The organism is Shewanella intestini, assembly GCF_018221465.1.
GTDB classification, from domain to species: domain Bacteria; phylum Pseudomonadota; class Gammaproteobacteria; order Enterobacterales; family Shewanellaceae; genus Shewanella; species Shewanella intestini.
Window position 1 is genome coordinate 1 of record NZ_JAAIKR010000018.1, and the last position, 19,817, is coordinate 19,817.

15 protein-coding genes are annotated in these 19,817 nt (G+C 40.8%); 7 read left to right on the forward strand and 8 right to left on the reverse strand.

Annotated elements, in window-relative coordinates; translation table 11 throughout:
- Nucleotides 1-390 precede the first annotated feature (390 nt).
- Nucleotides 391-2,814 (forward strand): bifunctional diguanylate cyclase/phosphodiesterase, encoded by a 2,424-nt coding sequence (locus G3R48_RS15065; protein ID WP_228497505.1) that lies wholly within the window; start codon nt 391-393, stop codon nt 2,812-2,814.
- Here the strand turns inward: G3R48_RS15065 and G3R48_RS15070 are convergent.
- Together G3R48_RS15070 and G3R48_RS15075 are read right to left on the reverse strand one after the other, a co-directional pair.
- Nucleotides 2,783-3,757, reverse strand: coding sequence for an alpha/beta fold hydrolase (locus tag G3R48_RS15070; protein ID WP_153666047.1), 975 nt, complete (start codon nt 3,755-3,757; stop codon nt 2,783-2,785). The two genes, G3R48_RS15065 and G3R48_RS15070, sit on opposite strands and share 32 nt — an antisense overlap.
- Before the next feature lie 113 nt (nt 3,758-3,870).
- Nucleotides 3,871-5,625 (reverse strand): DUF885 domain-containing protein, encoded by a 1,755-nt coding sequence (locus G3R48_RS15075; protein ID WP_380714294.1) that lies wholly within the window; start codon nt 5,623-5,625, stop codon nt 3,871-3,873.
- A gap of 235 nt (nt 5,626-5,860) precedes the next feature.
- Here G3R48_RS15075 and add point away from each other — a divergent pair, with 235 nt between their 5' ends.
- Nucleotides 5,861-6,871, forward strand: a complete 1,011-nt coding sequence (gene add, locus G3R48_RS15080; RefSeq protein WP_153666049.1) for an adenosine deaminase — start codon at nt 5,861-5,863, stop codon at nt 6,869-6,871.
- 75 nt (nt 6,872-6,946) lie between these two features.
- Here the strand turns inward: add and hemN are convergent, their stop codons facing one another.
- The 4 genes from hemN to G3R48_RS15100 all read right to left on the reverse strand — a co-directional run bounded on the left by hemN (nt 6,947) and on the right by G3R48_RS15100 (nt 11,620).
- A complete protein-coding gene (gene hemN / locus G3R48_RS15085; RefSeq protein ID WP_153666050.1) occupies nt 6,947-8,323 on the reverse strand; it encodes an oxygen-independent coproporphyrinogen III oxidase in 1,377 nt (458 codons plus the stop codon).
- Between the two features lie 286 nt (nt 8,324-8,609).
- A complete protein-coding gene (locus G3R48_RS15090) occupies nt 8,610-9,371 on the reverse strand; it encodes an NRDE family protein (RefSeq protein WP_153666051.1) in 762 nt (253 codons plus the stop codon).
- Nucleotides 9,372-9,397: 26 nt separating this feature from the next.
- Nucleotides 9,398-10,906 carry a ZIP family metal transporter gene (locus tag G3R48_RS15095; RefSeq protein ID WP_153666052.1) on the reverse strand — a complete coding sequence of 503 codons (1,509 nt, stop codon included), beginning with the start codon at nt 10,904-10,906 and terminating at the stop codon, nt 9,398-9,400.
- 114 nt (nt 10,907-11,020) lie between these two features.
- On the reverse strand, nt 11,021-11,620 hold the full coding sequence (locus G3R48_RS15100; protein ID WP_153666053.1) for a YhgN family NAAT transporter: 600 nt from the start codon (nt 11,618-11,620) through the stop codon (nt 11,021-11,023).
- Nucleotides 11,621-12,123: 503 nt separating this feature from the next.
- Here G3R48_RS15100 and G3R48_RS15105 point away from each other — a divergent pair.
- On the forward strand, nt 12,124-14,931 hold the full coding sequence (locus G3R48_RS15105) for an immune inhibitor A domain-containing protein (RefSeq protein WP_153666054.1): 2,808 nt from the start codon (nt 12,124-12,126) through the stop codon (nt 14,929-14,931).
- A 287-nt stretch (nt 14,932-15,218) separates the two neighbouring features.
- On the opposite strand, the gene G3R48_RS15110 is transcribed toward G3R48_RS15105, so the two are convergent.
- Nucleotides 15,219-15,788 carry a chorismate--pyruvate lyase family protein gene (locus G3R48_RS15110; protein ID WP_153666055.1) on the reverse strand — a complete coding sequence of 190 codons (570 nt, stop codon included), beginning with the start codon at nt 15,786-15,788 and terminating at the stop codon, nt 15,219-15,221.
- 122 nt (nt 15,789-15,910) lie between these two features.
- On the opposite strand from G3R48_RS15110, the gene G3R48_RS15115 reads away from it, so the two are divergent.
- Nucleotides 15,911-16,306 carry a flagellar basal body-associated protein FliL gene (locus tag G3R48_RS15115; protein ID WP_153666056.1) on the forward strand — a complete coding sequence of 132 codons (396 nt, stop codon included), beginning with the start codon at nt 15,911-15,913 and terminating at the stop codon, nt 16,304-16,306.
- Nucleotides 16,306-17,433, forward strand: a complete 1,128-nt coding sequence (gene rlmF, locus G3R48_RS15120) for a 23S rRNA (adenine(1618)-N(6))-methyltransferase RlmF (protein ID WP_153666057.1) — start codon at nt 16,306-16,308, stop codon at nt 17,431-17,433. The genes G3R48_RS15115 and rlmF overlap by 1 nt, the downstream gene beginning before the upstream one ends.
- Nucleotides 17,434-17,497: 64 nt before the next feature.
- Here the strand turns inward: rlmF and G3R48_RS15125 are convergent, their stop codons facing one another.
- Complete coding sequence (locus tag G3R48_RS15125) at nt 17,498-18,334, reverse strand: formate dehydrogenase accessory sulfurtransferase FdhD (RefSeq protein WP_153666058.1); 837 nt, start codon at nt 18,332-18,334, stop codon at nt 17,498-17,500.
- 365 nt (nt 18,335-18,699) lie between these two features.
- Here G3R48_RS15125 and G3R48_RS15130 point away from each other — a divergent pair, with 365 nt between their 5' ends.
- Together G3R48_RS15130 and G3R48_RS15135 are read left to right on the forward strand one after the other, a co-directional pair.
- Nucleotides 18,700-19,167: a DUF3305 domain-containing protein gene (locus G3R48_RS15130; protein WP_153666059.1), complete on the forward strand. Its 468-nt coding sequence runs from the start codon at nt 18,700-18,702 to the stop codon at nt 19,165-19,167.
- Nucleotides 19,164-19,784: a DUF3306 domain-containing protein gene (locus G3R48_RS15135; protein WP_153666060.1), complete on the forward strand. Its 621-nt coding sequence runs from the start codon at nt 19,164-19,166 to the stop codon at nt 19,782-19,784. Before G3R48_RS15130 ends, G3R48_RS15135 begins: the two co-directional genes overlap by 4 nt.
- The last annotated feature ends 33 nt before the right edge of the window (nt 19,785-19,817 follow it).

Here is a 19,817-nt window from a genome sequence, read left to right on the forward strand (position 1 = left end):
CCGTCCGCTCCGCCAATATTACGATAAGCCCTAACAGCAATGTTAGGGCTTTTTCGTGTCTGAGGTTTATAACCAACGATGAATTGATAGTCATTTAGCACCAGAGTCTGTTCGTTAACGGCGTGCATGTCATGATGATTTATAGCGGGCTGCTATCGGTATAAACAATTATTTTTGATTTATATCGCGACTTTGTTATATCTGCAGCCATAATTAGTCAAAGTCCTCCTTATACCTATGGACTAATGATATAAGCACAGCTTATGCTATGTGCTCGTAATAAAGGCAGGAGCCTTTATATGTTAGATTTATCTACTGCCTTACAATGGATGTATTTTGCTTCGACTGCCTAAAATATCACTTAGTTTCTTAATTCCAGCATTTATAATAATGTTGTTTGTCCTTATTGTTTGCAGTCAATATCTTTATGAACGTAGTCAGTTGCAGACTCAAATTGCCCAAAATAAGTCCGAACAGATTATTAGCTCATTGTTTAGGATGCGTTATGTGGTTGAATCGTCATTAGCTACGCAAGATCTTGAACGTATTGATCAAGAAGTTTCCTTAGCTTCAACTGATGTCAATATGACTATCTACTCTCTACTTGATATGTCGGGTGAAATTCATTATTCAAACCATGCCATTTGGCGTGAAAGTAATGCTCGAAATGTATTACAGGATTACGATCAATTGACGCATCAAACGGTTGTCGATAATGAAAAACCTGCTGTCAATATCAGTCTTGATAAGCAGCTTATTCAAATTTACTACCCAATCAATACCAATAATCGCTTCAGTTATTCCAATACCATTAATTTAATTTACCTTGAGTATGATATTGCCGTGCTAACGTCACGGGCGGATGATCAGTTGATGGACCGTTTTATTAAAGTGTGGACATTTGGCTTTGCTGCAATCACATTTTTCTGTCTATTGCTCAATTGGTTATTGGTGATTCCTTTGAGAAAACTCACCCGCAATGTGAGCAAAATTGACTCTAAAGCGTTCGATATTGGTTTTAGCAACCCAGCAACAGAGTTGTGTGATTTACGCGATTATTTAATATTGGCCAATGCCAAATTAAAGCGCAGTAATAAAAGGTTAAATAATGCTGAGCAACGATGGTTATTTGCCGTTGAAGGTGCGAGAAATGGCATTTGGGATTGGAATTTAATCACCAATGATGTGTTTATATCTGATCGTTGGAAAGATATTTTGGGCTACCAGCCATATGAACTTGATAATGATTATTCGGTTTGGGAGTCACGGTTACACGTTGAAGATAAACAGCAAGTGCTAACGACGTTGCACAGTTACATTAATAATACAGTAGACGATTATGAGAGTGTGCATCGACTGCGAAATAAAACAGGTCATTATATTTGGGTATTAGATCGCGGCAAAAGCGTTGAGTGGGATGAAAATGGTCAACCGACGCGTATCATTGGCACGATTACCGATGTCACAGGTGATGTAAAAAGCCAGCGTCTTGCCGTACAGCAAGATTTAAAAACTAGCCTGACAGATTTAGTGGATCGTGAATCGTTGGCAAATGAGCTGTATGATTTACAAGTTTACAGTAGAAGAGTGGGTCAGTTCTCTGCAGTATTAATGATTAATCTCAATAATTTTAAGCTTATCAATGATGCGCTTGGTCGTCAGGTAGGTGACCGATTACTAATTCAAATTGCTGCAAGGTTAACCGGGGCTTTTTCATCCGTAGGGATTGTCGCGCGTCTTGGTGCAGATGAGTTTGTTATTTTGGCGAAAAATTTTGGCGGGGACATTCAGCAAGCAAACAAACGCGCACTTGCATTGGCTAGCGAGGTAAGACAATTGATCGGTCGTAGCTTTACCGTTGCTGACCAAACGTTATCTATTTCTGCTCGAATTGGTTTAGTGGTTTTTGATGGTATTGAATCACTTGAGCCACAAACATTATTAGCCAGAGCCGATGGGGCATTGGTTCAAGCAAAAGACAGCCGCTCTAACGGTTGTGCCATTTACTACCCTAATTACGATGAAGAATCTAAGCCGTTCGACTTGGGTTTTGAATTGAAAAAAGCATTAGTAGCGCAACATATTTCCATGATGTATCAACCCGTTGTCGACCAAGCAGGAAGAGTTCAATCTATTGAAGTATTATTACGTTGGTACCATCCTTTACATGGATTTATTTCACCAAAGAAGTTTATTCCTGTTGCTGAGTTATCTGACACTATTTTTGAGCTGGAATTATTGGTTATTGATGAAGCTTGTCATTTGATAAAGTCATTACAACAAGAAGATTTACAAGTGCCTATTATTTCGATCAATATCTCTGCTAGACACTTTCATCAAGACCACTTTGTATCGATGGTTGTCAGTAAAATCCAGTCGAAAAAAATTAAATTAGACAATATTCAATTTGAATTTGATGGCGATATTTTTTCGGTCAACGCAGGGCAGGCAAGATTAAAACTACTTGAATTACAACGTTATGGATTTAAGGTCGCACTAGATGACTTTGGGGCGGGTTCGTGTGCATTGTATTTAATTCAAGGGATAGGTTTTGCTCAAGTTAAGTTGTCTAAACACTATTTACGCAATATTGACAGCTCTGCAGAGTCGATAAACGTGCTCAATGGTGTGGTTGATGTAGCGCGGCAACTTTCATTACCTGTTGTCGGTAAACATATTGAAAACAAGCTACAACTTAATAAATTAACACAGGCTAAATGCAGCTTTTTCCAAGGCTATATTGTTAGCCGTCCATTAAATGAAGTCGACATAACCCAATTGATTAAATCTCAGTTGTCGTTGAGTGTGAAGTAAAGAAATCAAACATGGCTGTTAAAGCCTGATTACGGGCGCTATCTGATTCAATAAACATTTCATGGTAAGCGTTTTTAATGACCACCTTTTGGCAGTATTGATTCAGGCTGCGATTTTGAGCTTGATTACAGACAATTTTTTCTTGTTCTGCCTGCAAGATTAGCCTTGGCGTTGTGATACTCCTGCTTAAGTTGACACATTGCTCCGCCGCTTCTATTGCTTCTAGCAGCCAGTGATTTGTCGGTGCACCTAATTGGATTTTTGGGTATTCAGTAAATAATTCACGAAACCGATAGTATCTTTTGCGGCTGTGGCTAAGGTGGTTACTTTCAAATTTTATGGGAGAGTAATCCTTTCCACCCAACACATAATTGCATTGATATAGCCCTTCTTTTAGCTGGCAACTGTCTAGCAGTTTAGCTAGCCATAAAATGAAGTTAGCATTTAGCGGTAATTTAATGCCAAACATGGGTGATGAAAACACCGCGCAATTAAACCAATGCGGCTGCTGTGCAAGCAGTAATGTTGCGACTGTACTGCCCATAGAATGTGCTAATAAATTCAACTGTTGATGCTGTTGGCCTAGCACTATCTGCTTAATAAAGTCAGATAAATCGACAACATAATCTTCAAAACGCTTAACAAAACCTTGATGGGGATTGTGAGTTTGTCTTTGAGACAAGCCTTGGCCTCTGTGGTCAAGGGTGTAAACACTATAACCTTGTTGGTAAAGGTCATACATTAACTCTTGATATTTTAAGTACGACTCTACGCGTCCATTACTAATGACAACGGCTTTATTATTGTTAGGGTGACGAATGTAAGCATAAGCCAAAGAGATATTGTCTTGAGTAAGTAAGGTAGCTTGCGTGACCTGCTGCCAAAATGTGTTTTGTTCAGGGGTGTTAAATTGTGCTTCTGAGGAAAAGGTATAGTTTTGCATGATGCCTTAACGTTAATAATTTACAGATGATTGATTGGCTTAATTGGCTCGTGATAACGCGAATACCATTGGGTGGCAGTTTATTATGGTATCAAACTGCCACTTTATTAAGGCTACTTTTTATTATCAGCAATAAACTGCTCAACTATTTGCTCTAAAATCGACATAGGTACTGAGCCATTCTCTAGCACCGCGTCGTGAAAAGCGCGTATATCGAAGTCTTCGCCCAGTTCTTGTTCCGCTTTGGCTCGTAATCGTTTAATGGTTAGTTCACCAATTTTATATGACAAGGCTTGTCCCGGCCATGAAATATAGCGGTCAATTTCTGTTGTGACGTTGTGCATTGAAAGCGCGGTATTACTAGCCATAAAGTCCATCGCTTGTTGACGGCTCCAACCTTTAGCGTGCATCCCTGTATCAACCACTAAGCGTGCAGCGCGCCACATTTCATAGGTAAGCCTACCAAAGTTACTGTATGGGTCTTTATAGAAGCCTGCTTCTAATCCTAAATATTCACAATACAGTGCCCAGCCTTCACCAAACGCAGAGATATAACTGTAACGACGAAAGTTAGGTAAATGGGTTAATTCTTTAGTTAAAGATATTTGTAAATGATGCCCTGGCACCGCTTCATGCAGCGTTAATGCTTCCATTTCATATAATGGGCGCTGCTCTAGCGCATAGGTGTTGACCCAGTAATATCCAGGTTGATCATCACTGTTTGAGCCTGAATAGCGACCGGTCGTATATTTGGGGGCAATTTCCGCGGGAACAGGCTTAATTCCGTAAGGCGTTCTGGGAAGTTTGCCAAAATATTTTGGCAACATAGCATCGGCTTTCTTAGCAATATATGCAGCTTCTTTTAATAACTCTTCAGCACTTTTGGGGTAAAACTGTGGGTCGGTTCTTAAAACATGTAAGAACTCAGCAAAGTTACCTTTAAATTTTAAGTCCTCAATAATTTGCTGCATCTCTGCACGAATTCGGGCAACTTCTTTAAGGCCTAATTGATGAACTTCATCAGCAGTCATATTTAACGTGGTGTAATATTTTACCCGATTATCATAAAACGCTTCGCCATCCGGTAACGATGATGCGGCAATGTCAGTTCTTGCATTAGGAATGTACTCTTGGGTCATAAAGTCATAAAAGGCTTGATAGCTTGGTATGACATTTTGGCTAACGCTGAGTAAACCTTGTTGCGTAAAATGTTGTTTTTGCGCTTCAGTAAAGTGTGTTGGAAAATTCAAAAATGGTTGGTAATAACCACTTTTTTCCGCTGCGACAATATAAGGACTAATGCTATCTTCAAACCCTTTAAGGGTGACTTTAGCTGGTGTTATGCCGGCTTGTAAGCCTTGCGATAACCAATATGTTTGTTGGGAAAAATAGCGCGGTAAAGCACTCAGCTTCTCTAAATAATGTTGATAATCTGCTTCTGAATCAAAATTCGAATTGGCAATAGATGCAATGTAAGCATGGAAGCCGCTTTCAGCCGTAATCGGTAAGTAATGATCTTTAAAGCGATACATATCGACTTCATTTTGCAGCTGATCTTGTAAAATCGTTAGGTTAATTAAGTCATCTTTATTAAGCGATTCACGATCGATCCCTTTTGCGGTCGCTAAAAGTTGCATCGCTTCGGCGTTGCTCTTAGCTAATGTTTCAACCGACATATCGGTTAATTTTCCTAGCGCTTGTGTGTTACCAAGGCGTGCCGCCATTGCGGGATTAAATTTTAAAGTATGTGCCCAACTTTGGTCTATTAAGGTTGCCACCTCATGTGCTTGGGCTGTTTTTTGTGGTTGTTGAGTGTGATTAGCTTCAAATGAAGTGGTATGGGCACTGCAGCCCAACAATGTTGTCATAATGACTAAAGATAAAACAGAATTACGCATTATTATTCCTTATTAATTTTTACGCAATTGCAGAGTATGCAATAAAAAACTAACAAATACATGCGCCAAAACACAAAATGCTTTTAAAAGTAATTGGTTATATTAATTAAAGAACACTGTGTTTGGCCTGATTATGTTAAGCTTAATGATAGCCAACGTTAGTAACAAAAATATTCATATGGCTGTTTTGTAAAGAGGTAATTTCATGATCGATAAAACACTTCCATTAGTCGATTTACATCGACATTTAGATGGTAATGTTAGAGTTAACACGGTGTGGGAATTGGGTCATCAACACGGAATTCAATTACCCGCAAATTCTTTATCTGAGCTAGCTCCTTTTGTACAAGTACAAGGTGTTGAAAGTAACTTGGTGGCTTTTTTAACTAAGTTAGATTGGATGGTAGGCGTGTTGGCTGACCTTGATGCCGTTAAACGTGTGGCTTATGAGAATATTGAAGATGCTGTGGTGTCGGGTTTGGATTACACTGAGTTACGCTTTAGCCCATATTACATGGCAATGAATCATAAGTTGCCTATTGAAGGCGTAGTCGAAGCCGTTATCGATGGTGTGCAAGCAGGCTTAAACGACTTTGATATCGACGTTAATTTAATTGGTATTTTATCTCGCACGTTTGGGCAAAAAACCTGTCAGCAAGAACTTAATGGGTTATTGGCATTTAAAGATAAGCTGATTGCAATTGACCTTGCGGGGGATGAACTTGGATTCCCGGGTGAGTTGTTTAATCACCATTTTAAACAGGCTCGAGATGCTGGTTTAGCCATTACTGTACATGCAGGGGAAGCTGCTGGCGCATCAAGTATGTGGCAAGCAATAGAGAAATTAGGTGCAACACGTATTGGGCATGGCGTTAATGCCATTGACGACCCTAAGTTAATGAATTATTTGGTTGAACATAAAATTGGGATTGAATCGTGCCCAACCAGTAACTTGCACACTTCAACAGTGACCAGTTATGACGCGCACCCTTTTACGACGTTTCTCAATGCGGGTGTATTAATTGGCTTGAATACTGATGACCCTGGGGTGAGTGCAATCGATATCCAACATGAATATCAAATAGCTAAGTCGCAACTTGGATTAACCGATGCCCAAATTAGCCAAGTTCAGCGTAATGGCGTTGACATGGCATTTTTATCTGCCAGTAGCCGACAAGCCCTATATAACAAGGTTCGTGCTAAATCACTTAAATAGTACGCGCATATTTACTCAGAGACACAAAAAAGCCAGCATTTATGCTGGCTTTTTTAATGGCTTTCACGCCATGTGTTAGATAACGCGAGAGAACTGCTGTTGACGTGCTTTTTGACGGTAGTAAACATCAAAACACATACAAATATTACGAATAAGCAAATGGCCTGTTGGACTAACAGTCAGTTTACGATCGTTAATTAGCACCAGTTTGTCATTAACAAAGGTTTGCAACAGTTTTAAATCTTCAGCGAAGTAGTCTTCAAACACAATGTTAAAGCGTTCTTCAATTGTTGCCATATCAAGGTCAAAATGACAAATGATTTGTTTAATTACCACACGACGAATCTCATCGTCATGGTTTAAGCTACAGCCTTTCCATAATGCATGACCTTGTTCGTCAATGGCTTCATAGTATGGACGTAAATCTTTTTGGTTTTGCGCGTAACAGTCGCCAATTTGACTGATTGAAGACACGCCAAGCCCAAGTAAGTCACACTCTTCTTGAGTGGTGTAACCTTGGAAGTTACGGTGCAATTTGCCTGCATTTTGTAACTTAGCAAGCTCATCGTCAGGTTTGGCAAAGTGGTCCATACCAATAAACTGATAACCTGCGTTCGTCAATGACTCAATCGTTTGGTGCAACATATCAAGTTTTTGTTGTGGCGAAGGCATATCAACCTCTTTAATTTTGCGCTGTGCAGCAAAACGAGATGGTAAATGTGCATAGTTAAACACTGATAGACGATCAGGTGATAACTCAATTATACGTTCAATTGTTTGAGCAAATGTTTCAGGTGTCTGAAGTGGTAAGCCGTAAATTAAGTCAACGTTGGTTGAAACAAAACCAAGTGCTTTGGCTTTTGCCATAAGGTCAAAGATGAATTGTTCATCTTGCTCACGGTTTACAGCAACCTGTACATCTTTATTGAAGTCTTGTACCCCAATAGAAATACGGTTAAACCCTGCTTCTTTGAGTGTATCAAGCATTGTGAGCTCGATTTCACGAGGGTCTACTTCAATAGAATACTCACCGATTTCTGCAAAATTGAAGTGCGATTTAATTAGGGTGGTGAGTTTTAAAATTTGTTCAGGGTTAAGGAAAGTTGGTGTGCCTCCACCCCAATGCATTTGCGTTACCGTGTAGTTTTTAAATAACGGTGCGCGTTTAATAATTTCAGCCGCTAGATACTCAATGTATTGATCAGCTTTGTGTGCGTGACGGGTAATAATTTTATTACAACCGCAGTAATAGCAAAGCTTGGCACAAAAAGGAATGTGCACATATAGAGACAACTTATCCGATTGACTGTTTTCAATCGACGTCTGCAAATTCTGTTCGGTAAATGTGTCGTCGAATTCAAGTGCGGTCGGATAAGAGGTATAACGGGGACCGCTGTAATTGTACTTCTCGATCATCGACTGATCCCAACTAATCTGTGTGGGCTGCTTCAAGGCGTGTCCTCCGGAGGGTAAATTAGCAACAACCGAAGTATGCAAGGTATGCCAATAAATAACTATGATCTAGGTTGTAAAATTGATATTTGTTGTTAACTTTTCGCCTCCTAGCTAAGGACGCTTTATTATCAATGTTAAGTTTTGCTGGTGACTTCACATCAAAATAAACGATGAAAGCATAGAGCACTGCTAAGAAGAGTAATGATTTGACGCTGAAATAATTACCACTTATAGGGTGGTTTATAGTGTTAACTATTGATTAATAAGCTATATCGTAAAAGACTTATTGAGGGGATAACCAGAAAGTTTGTTGGCCTAAATTACGCGCTTTGCCATCGTAGCGCCTCTCAGTAAATTCAATGTCACTTTGTTGGTTTTGTAAAATGATGGTTGTTGAACGAGTGCCGTATTCAGGGTGTTGAATGAAAATAGGTGATAATAGTCGTTCCCATTCTATCGCGATACCTGTACTGGGCAGTTGCTTGTCATCGGGAGTTGATTGATCAAGCATCAAGTTTATCAATTGTTCTTTATCTAAGGTTTCATGTTGATTGATTAGAGACTCTAAGGCTTGTTCGCCTTTTGTCATTTTAGGCCATTTATCTTGTAAATCCCCATTACTAATTGTATGAAATCCCGTTGTTAAGGACGTGGTCGCCATCGTTAGGCTATTAAAACAAAAGAGCTTTGTGCCTGTTTGGAATATTAAATTAAAAGGTGCGTAATTAGAGGCGTGCTGCATTAACCAAGCTTGGGTTATTTTCCCTTGTAATGCCATGATAACTAATTCACCGCGACTGCGGGCTTTAGTTGGTATTGAAGGCTGACGTAGATTGGTTAATGCTGCAAATTGCAGCGATAGTGAAACGCCTAACCACGTTCCCCCAGCTTGTAAGTCTCGTCCTGCAAGTATCTGATCGTTAGCATTGTTAGGTAGCCAATATTGTGCGGGTTGAGTCGGTCTGTGGTGAAACTCATCTCTATTGGCGCACACCACTAACGGGTATTGAGGATGAACATTCACAGCAATAAACAAAATACACATAACCGCCTCCGGCTTGGGTTTAATACCTAATGGTGATGCTTATGTTGTTTTATTAACATTAATTTGGCTAAAAATTGGCGAGGCCCAACCCGCAATAAGCTGGCACTAAACAATAAACTGACCAGCGTTAAACTGACAATATTTATCCACTCTGGTAAGGCTAACGCCTGTTGCTTAGGTAATTCGACCCAATAACTAACGCTGACTAGCGCCATTAATATGAATAATGATGTTATTACTTGTCGTGGTTTCATTAATTTACATTGTGCCAAATTAATTAGTGGAGCGGCAATAACAGCAAATATAATCGCAATAGGCGTCCAACCGCTTAACGCAAGAGAAACCGCTAATATTGCTGCGCCTAAGTTACAAAAACGCAGTGGGATAAAGACACACAATAAAATGGCTACTTGTAACCAAGGTGCAGACAACGGTACCGAAGGGTGGCCAATCACATTGGCTACGACCAAACTAAAGATTATCCATGGGGCACTGCGGTCCACCGTGTGGGCGAAGCCAAACTGCCAAGCTGATGTGGGTAATTGGCTATGTGGGTCCGTTAACTCAACTTTTTGATGAGTGAGGTAAAGCGTGAGTAACAGCGCTGCGAGAAAATGCAGTAAACCATAAGTTGGCCCCAGTAAAGCCAAGGTAAGGATCATTGACTCAGGGCCAATCAAACGTTGTAGCCAGCGTTTATTGAGCTGTGGGTTGTTTGGCCTACAGTTTAAGTGATAGCGCAATGTCGCGGCTAAATAACAGAGAATTAAGTAAGGCGACACTAACAATGACCATTCCAATAGTTGGGCGAATCCGTGGCTATGGTGATGATGCTCACCGCCCGTTTCTAATGACAATAACGATGCCAATAAAGCAAGCCCAAGCAAACTACCTATGCCTGCTTGGTACTCGTATTTTCCTTGCTTATCTTCGGTGTGATGCCCATGAGGTTGATGCAATACCACATGCAAAATAGAGCCAGTTACAAATGCTTGTAAATATGCGGTATTTTCTAAACTAATATGGTGTAAAAGTTGTTCACTACCAAAGTAACCTACGCAAGTTAGCACAATCATGCTGGCAATAACTGCGCTTGCCCAACGACTGCCCACTTGCGGTTTTAACAACCACCAAATGGCTAAACCTACGGGTAAACGGTGTAAGATAATGCCTAATGCCAGTAAAATTGAATAATCATCACGTTGTGCTAAAACCATTGCACCACCATCAGTTACGGTGTGCAAGAACAAGCCAGCAATACCTAAGGTTAGGGTGATGTTGTGGGTAATATTGGAATATTGATGAAATACTCGTTCACTGGCTGTCGGACCCCAAAGCCCTAAGACCACGAACAATAACGACAATGGTCCGCCATGTTCTAGTAGCTCAGGTAATATATGGATCAGTACCAAGCCACCTAAGGCGACAAAAATAAATCCGTCTAACCCTTTTTGCAGACCACTACCCGATGAAAAATAACGGTAAAAAAGGGGCCCTAATAGTAATGCAATGCAACTAGCGACTAAATAGAACATGATTTATTCCATAAAATGTAAGCACGAAAGTATATCACCTTTATATTTGATTGTAGTTGCCTGTATTAGATGTAATAAATTAGGCGATGTGCGAAGCGCTACGCCTAATTTAACTTAGATTGATTTAGCAAAAGCCAAGTAATCAATAATACCATCTAGCAACATCTGTACTGCAATCATTACCAGTAACATACCCATCAACCTTTCTACCGCAGTTAAGCCTTTTTCACCTAATAAACGGTGGAACAAGTCTGACATCATTAAAATAACCGCACTTAAAAACCAAGCTCCGAATAGAGCAAGGCTCCAATCGCCCATCCGGTTTGGATCGGCATGTGCTAATAGTAACAACGCGGCTAAAATTGAAGGTCCTGCGACTAATGGAATTGCTAGTGGTACGATAAAAGGTTCTTCACCTGCAGCTACGCCACTTAATCCACCTTCCGTTGGGAAAATCATTTTAATACCAATTAAAAACAGAATGATCCCGCCTGCAATCGATACAGCTTCTTTCTTTAAACTTAAGAAGTTAAGGATTTGTTCGCCGGTAAATAAAAATAACATCATAATGGCTAATGAGACCAACAACTCTCGAATAATAATCTTACGGCGGCGCTTTTTTTCGACGTGCTTTAATACGGCGGTAAAGACGGGCAAATTGCCAAGAGGGTCCATAATTAAAAAAAGCATTATGGCGGCAGAAAGGGTTTCCATTAGATTTCCTAGAACGATATTTCTTAAGTAGCAGTAAGTCACAAATGGTAGCATATTTTGCAGTGACTTAAGCATTATTAAGTTGTTGTTATTCACTTAAAGTCGCCGCAAAACCAGTGATTTTTACTGATATTTTTTAATGATGTTAACCCCATTCATATTGCGAGTTTGTTTCGCGTCACTTAAACGTACAAATATCATGTATTTAATGTGTGGCTTCTGTTGCTATTTTGTGAGGTGTTTGTATAGTTTTATTGGTGGTGTCACAATGCTGCTAATGGATAATCGCGCAATAAACACGGTTATAAGTAAAGCCATAAACCTAATTATAAACAAAGTTATACAGGATTATTACTGACGTAACAGTGTGTTGTCAGTTAAACCAATCTCACTAAGCAGACATATGGTTTATTAGATTGTAAAAGTGGTGTGTAACAAGATTTAAACGTCATAGAGTAGGTTCATCAAATTTACTTTAGGTGGGATTGATAAAGGAAGTCACCATGTACAAAAAAATGAGTCTGAGCTTATGTAGCACATTTTTAGCATTAACTTGCATGGGGGCTGTTGCTGTGCCATTAGGTGGGACACCGGCCGATCCCGGCGTGATTAACAAAGAGCAAGTGCTTTACTGGTTAATTAAGCGCGGTGAAGTTGCCACTGACGCAACTGATCAACAAAAAGATGCGGCAGTGGCGAGCTTTATTCAACGAAGTCAAAACGGTGGTTATCAACCTATCGCGTTAGAGAAAAAAGCTCAGGCTCTTCGACAGAATCAAAAAAAGTCAAAAACCGTAAGAAATATGAGCATTATCGCTGATAAAGATATCACTAAAACTGTCAAGGTTATGGCTGTGTTGGTGGATTTTCCTGATCTCCCATATGACAATAATGGCTTAAGCGCAGCAGATACTGGCATGTTTTATAACAGCTACCCAAGTTCACATTATCAAGATCTATTGTTTTCCCAAACCGGGTTTAATGGTCCACAAAGTCAGACGTTACAGTCAGCGTATCAATATTTTCAAGCCGCTTCTGGGCAAAGTTTTTTCTTTACCGGTCAAGCTTACGACTGGGTTCGCGCCGATAACAACGCGGCCTATTATGGCGGTAATGAAAACAATACAGATCGAGCCGTCCCTGAATTAGTTAAAGAAGCGGTGGTAAAAACCGTGGCAGGGTTAACGGATGCTGAGTTAGCCAGTTATGACATTGAAGATCCTTATGATCTGGACGGTGATGGTAATTTTGATGAGCCCGATGGCATGATTGATCACATTATGCTGTTTCACTCCAGCATTGGTGAGGAAGCGGGTGGTGGCATGTTAGGTGAAGATGCTATCTGGTCACACCGATTTTTTGTCGACAGTCATACCACCGGTTACACTATTCCTGGTCGCGATATGAAAATTTTTGGCTACACCGTGCAACCCATCGATGCCGCAGTTGGAGTGTGTACGCATGAGTTTGGCCATGATCTTGGTTTACCCGATGAATATGATATTAATACCTCATCCGAAGACGGTTCTCCTGTGGGAGCTTGGTCTTTAATGTCGGGCGGGAGTTGGACTGGCAGTATTCCTGGCGCGCAGCCAAGTGGGTTTAGCCCTTATGCCCGCTCATACTTACAACAACAGCTCAAAGGGAAGTGGGTGAATGAACAAGTGATTCCACTTAGCAGTATTGGTGATGCAGGTGTAGAAGTTAAGTTGCATCATGCAGTTGAGTCGGATCAAGTGAATCAACTATCGATTAATCTTCCTTCCAATCTGATCGCGTTTAAAGCGCCTTATGCCGGTGAGTATCAATATTACTCTGGTCAAGGCCATATGCTTAACAATCGCATGTCATTTGAACTGAACTTACCCACTTCTGCAACGTTATCGCTAGTATTCAAAGCACATTGGAATATCGAGCAAGATTACGATTATATGCAGGTGCTGATTAACAACGTTGCGTTGATTGGTAACCATACAAAAAGCGTTAATGCTTATCACGGCGAGGTAAATAATTTTATTTCTGGTCGCTCAAATACCATTGCTGGCGCTGAAGGAGCTGATGCCTGGGTTGAACTGAACTATGACTTATCGGCCTATAGTGGACAAAATGTTACAGTGGAAATGGTTTATGTGACTGATCAAGCTGAAGGGGATTACGGTATTGCAATTGATGAGCTGGTGGTCACTGACAATGGTAATGTGATTTATCAAGACAACGCTGAAACCGTTGCGACGATGAGTCTAGCGGGGTTTAGCCGCATTAGCGATACACGTCCCGCAGAGCCAAGAAGGTACCTAGTGCAGTTGCGCTCACATTTAGCGCTTGATAGTGGATTACAACACCAAGGTTATGAGCCGGGAGTGCTGATGTGGCTAGAAGATCTTGAACAAAACGACAATAACTCATCACAACATGCCGGTTCTGGCTTAATCGGGGTGATTGATGCCGACCAAAATCTCATTGGCCAGCATTCAACAACGGTTCAAATTCGTGATGCAGCATTTAGTTTGTTTCCACAAGGTAATTACTTCTCTGATAATCACTTAGATGGAAATAGCTTATTTGATGATTCCTTAGACTACAGTGCGCCGTTAAAACCGCAATCAGGTATTGTGTTACCAGAGTTAGGTTTAACGATGGAGGTTATTGAACAGGCTGTTGATAGCACTACAGCAACGGTTCGTTTCAAGCGCTCTGGAGTGACAGCGATTGTTGCCCCATTAAATGCCTCTGCCACGTCAAATATGGATCAAGGGTTCGTGACATTTACTGCGCAAGTGAGCGGTGGTGATGGCAGTTACAGTTATCAATGGGATTTTGGCGATGCTGGAAATACCAGCTCTGATGTATCGCCTAGCTATACCTACAGTCAATCGGGCATATATAACGTGACACTAACAGTGACCGATGCCAGCGGAGCAAGTAGCAAGACAGCATTTGAGATACAAGTGGTGATACTGCCTAAGGTTGCTATGCAGGTGCTCCATACTGAACTTGTCGCAACGTTAACGGCTGCAGGGGAAGACGGCTTTGGTGAGTTAAGCTACCAGTGGGATTTAGGCGATGGCAACACCAGTAGCGCAGCTTCATTGCAACATACTTATGCTCAAGCGGGGACTTATACCGTTAAGGTTACAGTGACTGATGAGCTTGGAAATAGTGCCCAAGAAAGCCAAACTATTAATGTTGCGCAAGCAGCACAAGACCCTGCTGCAATAGAGTTAACTAATAGCGGTGACTCTGGTGGCAGTGTTGGTTGGTTGTCAATGTTAGTTTTACTGATGTTAGCGAGAATGAGAAAAACAATTTAATACTCAAATTACTCCTTATTACGCGTCAACGTGCTTGTAATACTTATCGCCTGTTATTGATGAGTTACCATCGACTGTAAGGGGAAGAGGACAGGTGTAAAGGTGAGTTCAGTGTTTATTTCAGCAATAATATTAAAAGGAGCGCCTAACGTTTGAAGTATGCATGTCGCCTAATCTAAACCAGGTCTGGTCATTGTGCATTAAAAATTAACGCCAAAGTGAGTGTCATGTTTGTTGTCAGCTGGTAAATGTTAATTTTGGAGTGTACGTTTGTGTTTTAGGTACTCTTAAGCGTGCTTGATAATATCTTGCATCGCCGCTGGTAGAAAAATTTCACTCACAATAATCTGTTCATCAGCTAGTTCAAAGTAACGTCTTCTTCCCCATAATGTGTCAGTGACAGGTTGTTCAAGACTTAGCGCTAAACTGGCCAGTTTGCCGCAGGTTTCAAATTGAGCAACTTCAATATTTCCCGGCCTAATTTCATTGCTATTAAATAGCAGCTCACCTAAAGGACGTGTGCCGAGGGTGGCAAAGGTATAAAGCGGGTTATCTAATATGGCTTGGGGGATGAGTGTGCGGGCAAATACCCAAGGTGTTCCATCTAGTGACAATAACACTTCGCGAATCCACATCGACGTTGAGCTTTGCTCACATTCACCTTCTAGTGGTGCATGTAAGTGTTCACCCAGTACGGTGACATCAAATTTCTGGCAATGATTCCTTAGCTTAGTTGTTAGGCTATTTTCATCGAGCAACCAGTCCCTTAAGGGCATATTTGGTAAATTATGGCTGTTTTGTGGAGAAAACCATTGAATGGCTTCACCATATGGGAAGCTAATACTAGTCACGTTCATTAAAAACTCGTTACAATACTTCAACTGCCGCAGTTTAGCACGAGCATGACTAGGCAAAAACTATAATGAACGTTTACAATATAGATTATTAATTGCGCAAGTATTTTAGGAACCGCCCCTTGATGAAAAGAATTGCCTCACTGCTGTTATTGTTAAGTCTGTTTTCTTGTTTCCATGTCGCAGCAGAAGACAAAAAAGACTATGCCTATTACGGTTTTGAACCTGACATTGTCACAAATTATATTTCTAACCGCAAAAAGCTTGGGTTTGTTAAAATTAGCGTTGAATTGATGGTGAATGACCCTACCGATTTAGTCGCACTTGAACACCATGATCCATTATTGCGCTCTGCCATCGTTGAAATTCTTGGGAATCAAGAAGAAGATAAAGTGAAATCGCTTTCAGGCCGTGAGGAAATTCGTCGTGAATGTTTTGAAATGGTTAACCGTTTAATGCAACAAGAAACCGGAAAAGAAACCGTCGTCAACTTGCTATTTACTAAATATTTATACGACTAATGGGCACGAAAAAAACACCCGCGTCAGAGCCGACTCTGACGCGTAAACTTCAAGTCAAACGTGCGACGGCGCAATCTAAAAAATCATCTAAAACTATAACCGCTAAACCAACAACAGCATTGTCAAAAACACACTCAGTGAAGAAGGCTAAGGCGGCTGCACCGGTATTAACCAGTAAGGGCCTGCATCCGCTTAACAAGCATCGTCACGGCTATGACTTTACAGCTTTAGCGTTGATATCGCCCAAGTTAAATCAATATGTGCAGTTGAATCAATACGGTAATTTATCAATCGACTTTAGCGACCCGCAGGCGGTTAAAGCACTTAACGCGGCGTTATTGGCAGAGTATGGCGTGCAACAATGGGACATCCCCAATGGCTTTTTATGCCCCCCTATACCTGGACGAGTGGATTATTTATATTATTTAGCTGACTTATTAGGTCAAAGTAACAATCAATCTAAAAAGGTTTCTATCATTGGGCTTGATATCGGCACGGGGGCCAATGGCATTTATCCTTTCTTGGGGATTAAACAATTTCATTGGCAATTTGTTGCTTCTGATATTGATACCGTGTCACTTGATAATGTCGCCAAGATTGCCAAAGCCAATCAATTAACTTCAGCGCAGTTATCTTTACGGCATCAAGGCGATGCGAGTGCGGTTTTCAATGGCATCATCGCACCAACAGAGCATTATGATTTTACGATGTGTAACCCTCCGTTTCATCGCTCGTTAGCCGAAGCTACAGCGGGTAGCCAGAAAAAATTAGCGAATTTAGCGGCAAATCGACAATCAAAGCAGCCGAGAAAGGCAACAACATCCAAAACCAATGTCTTGAATTTTGGTGGCCAGAAAGCTGAATTATGGTGTGAAGGCGGTGAGCTGCAATTTATGACGAACATGATTAATGAAAGCGTGAGGTTTGCAGGGCAGGTCCGTTGGTTTACTTCATTGATTTCAAAGTCTGAACATCTCAAACCTTGTAAAGTATTGTTGGCTAAGTGTAAGGCGGTGCAGGTGAAAGAAATTGAAATGAAACAGGGCAATAAAATTACCCGTATTTTGGCTTGGAGCTTTTTAGATTTAAAAATGCAGCAGCAATGGCGAAAGCTGAAACGTGGTTAAGTGTCGCTTTAACATTGCAGTAGCTAAGTGAATTTCCTTAGCCACATACCTGTTTTGATTAGCTTTAAAGTACATCAAATTCAATGGTTTCAGCGCCGTGATACACCAAAAAGTGCTTTCCTTTTGCTCGAGCAATTAAGGTAATCCCTAACTGTTGTGCTAACTCTAATCCCATTTGAGTGACACCACTACGAGAGAGTAATAGCGGAATCCCCATCTTAGCCACTTTTATTACCATTTCAGAGGTTAAGCGACCTGTGGTATAGAATATTTTGTCAGCACCGGCTTGCTGATTTAGCCACATATCTCCAGCTAATGTATCGACCGCATTATGACGGCCAACATCTTCAACAAATGCTAAAATTTCATCTTGCTGACAAATGCCGCAACCATGCACTGCACCCGCATTTTTATAGGTGTCATTATATGCACTGATATTTTTCAATAATTGGTAAATAATGGACTGTTTAATTGAAGGCGTCGGTAGCTGAATATCATCAACACCTTGCATTAATCCGCCATATACGGTGCCTTGCCCGCAACCAGACGTCACGGTTTTCTCTGCAAGCTTCGCTTCAATATCGTCAGAGGTTTCTTTGGTTATTACGACTGCTGAGCTTACGTCCCAATCAACAATGACTGACTCTAACAAGGTTAAATCACTAATAAACCCTTGGTTTTTTAAATAACCAAGGGTGAGAGACTCTGGTTTTGCGCCAAGCGTCATTAATGTCACTATTGGGCGCCAATTTAAATAAACAGTTAACGGCCTTTCACAAGCAACATGTTTATCTACTACCTGCCCTTTTTCATCAATCGCTTTAACGGGAAGCGTTAATGGAACCTCTGTTTCAGTTTTCACAAATTTAACATTGTTGGCCAAAGGCGTTGTTTGAGACATGAAATAAACCTTGTAATTCGAGAGCTAAAAACGAATATAAATTTCGCCAATAGCAATGATAATGAAGCGTGAAAAACGCTATTAAATCCTAGGCATTCAGCATAACAACTTCTTATGAGCTCAGACCAGAGATGTTTTCAATGCGTGATCTAACGCAAGTATTGAAATGTTTAGCCATATAAATGTGAACTAATGTCCCATTTTTTATTTGGAAAGGGACAAATTGTCCCGTGAGGGGGATCGATTTCGAGACCTAGGTCAAAGTTATTATAGGATTATAGTTGGCACTTTTTTTGCTCTAAAATATGGGACTAAGACAAATTTTAAAATCACGTCTTAAAAATCAATGTAAGGCAACCATAACTATGCAACATACTGATAACGTTTGGCCAATGTATGTGTCCTTGAAAACGGTCGAAACTCAAGTCGGGCGTTGGAAATCAGTCCGTTGGGAAATTGACCAGTTTATACCTGCAACACATGAGGCTCCTGAAGGTGCTAAATTAATCTTGCTTGAGCTTTATAAAGATCAACGCGGTAGCTACCGTATTAACCTCGATATGATTAACTCTATGTTATATATCGTGTGTGATGAGTTAGAAGACGGCACTTGGATTCCTGCGACTATTTCAGCAGATCAAAATGTGGGTGCAGGCTGCTTAGAGTCAGATACCCCCGTATTAAATATTCTTATGCCTACAGCCATTGCTTGTTGGATTGAAGCGTTCATTACCCGTCATGGTGAAGTTGAAATTAGCGCAAAACGACGTCGTCATGTTGATCGTCGTAAAAACCAAGGTCCAAGCGCTAATATGGTTGGGAAAATGCAATGAGTGGGCTATTAAGTCGCTGGCAACAACGAAGAGATAAAGTTGCTAAAGAAGCTGAGCAAGTCAAGGTGCAAGAGCCTCAAGATGTTACCTCGACGGATATTGATGTCGAAGTAGGGCCAGTCTCCTCAGCAACCACTCAAGAAGTACCAGCAGAACAACCAGATAAAATATTAACGGCAGAAGACTTGCCCGATCCTGACGCTATTGAAATAGGCGGCAGTTTTGCCAGTTTTATGGCTGACAATGTTGATCCGGCAGCTAAACAAGCCGCGCTTAGAGCACTGTGGAAGCAACCGCAATATAATGAAATTGATGGTTTACTTGAATATGCTTTAGATTATTCAAATCAACCGAAATTATCCGCCGAAGTCTCATCTGAATTAGCTAAAAAGGTCTTTCGTCATATGACTAAGACTGAAACTGATGAAGAACAAGAACAGGAGCTCACGGCTGAACAGGACGAGAACGAGATTGAGGAAACCACGTTAGCACAAAAGGAATTAGCACCAACTGAACAGCAAACACATAACCAAGTTGTAGCAGCAACAAGCCCGCAAGATGTGCTTAGCCAGTCTGATGAACTGGTAAAGCAAACACAGGCCAGTGATGAGGTTTAAACACTGCTAATTATATAGCAGGTTTAATACTGT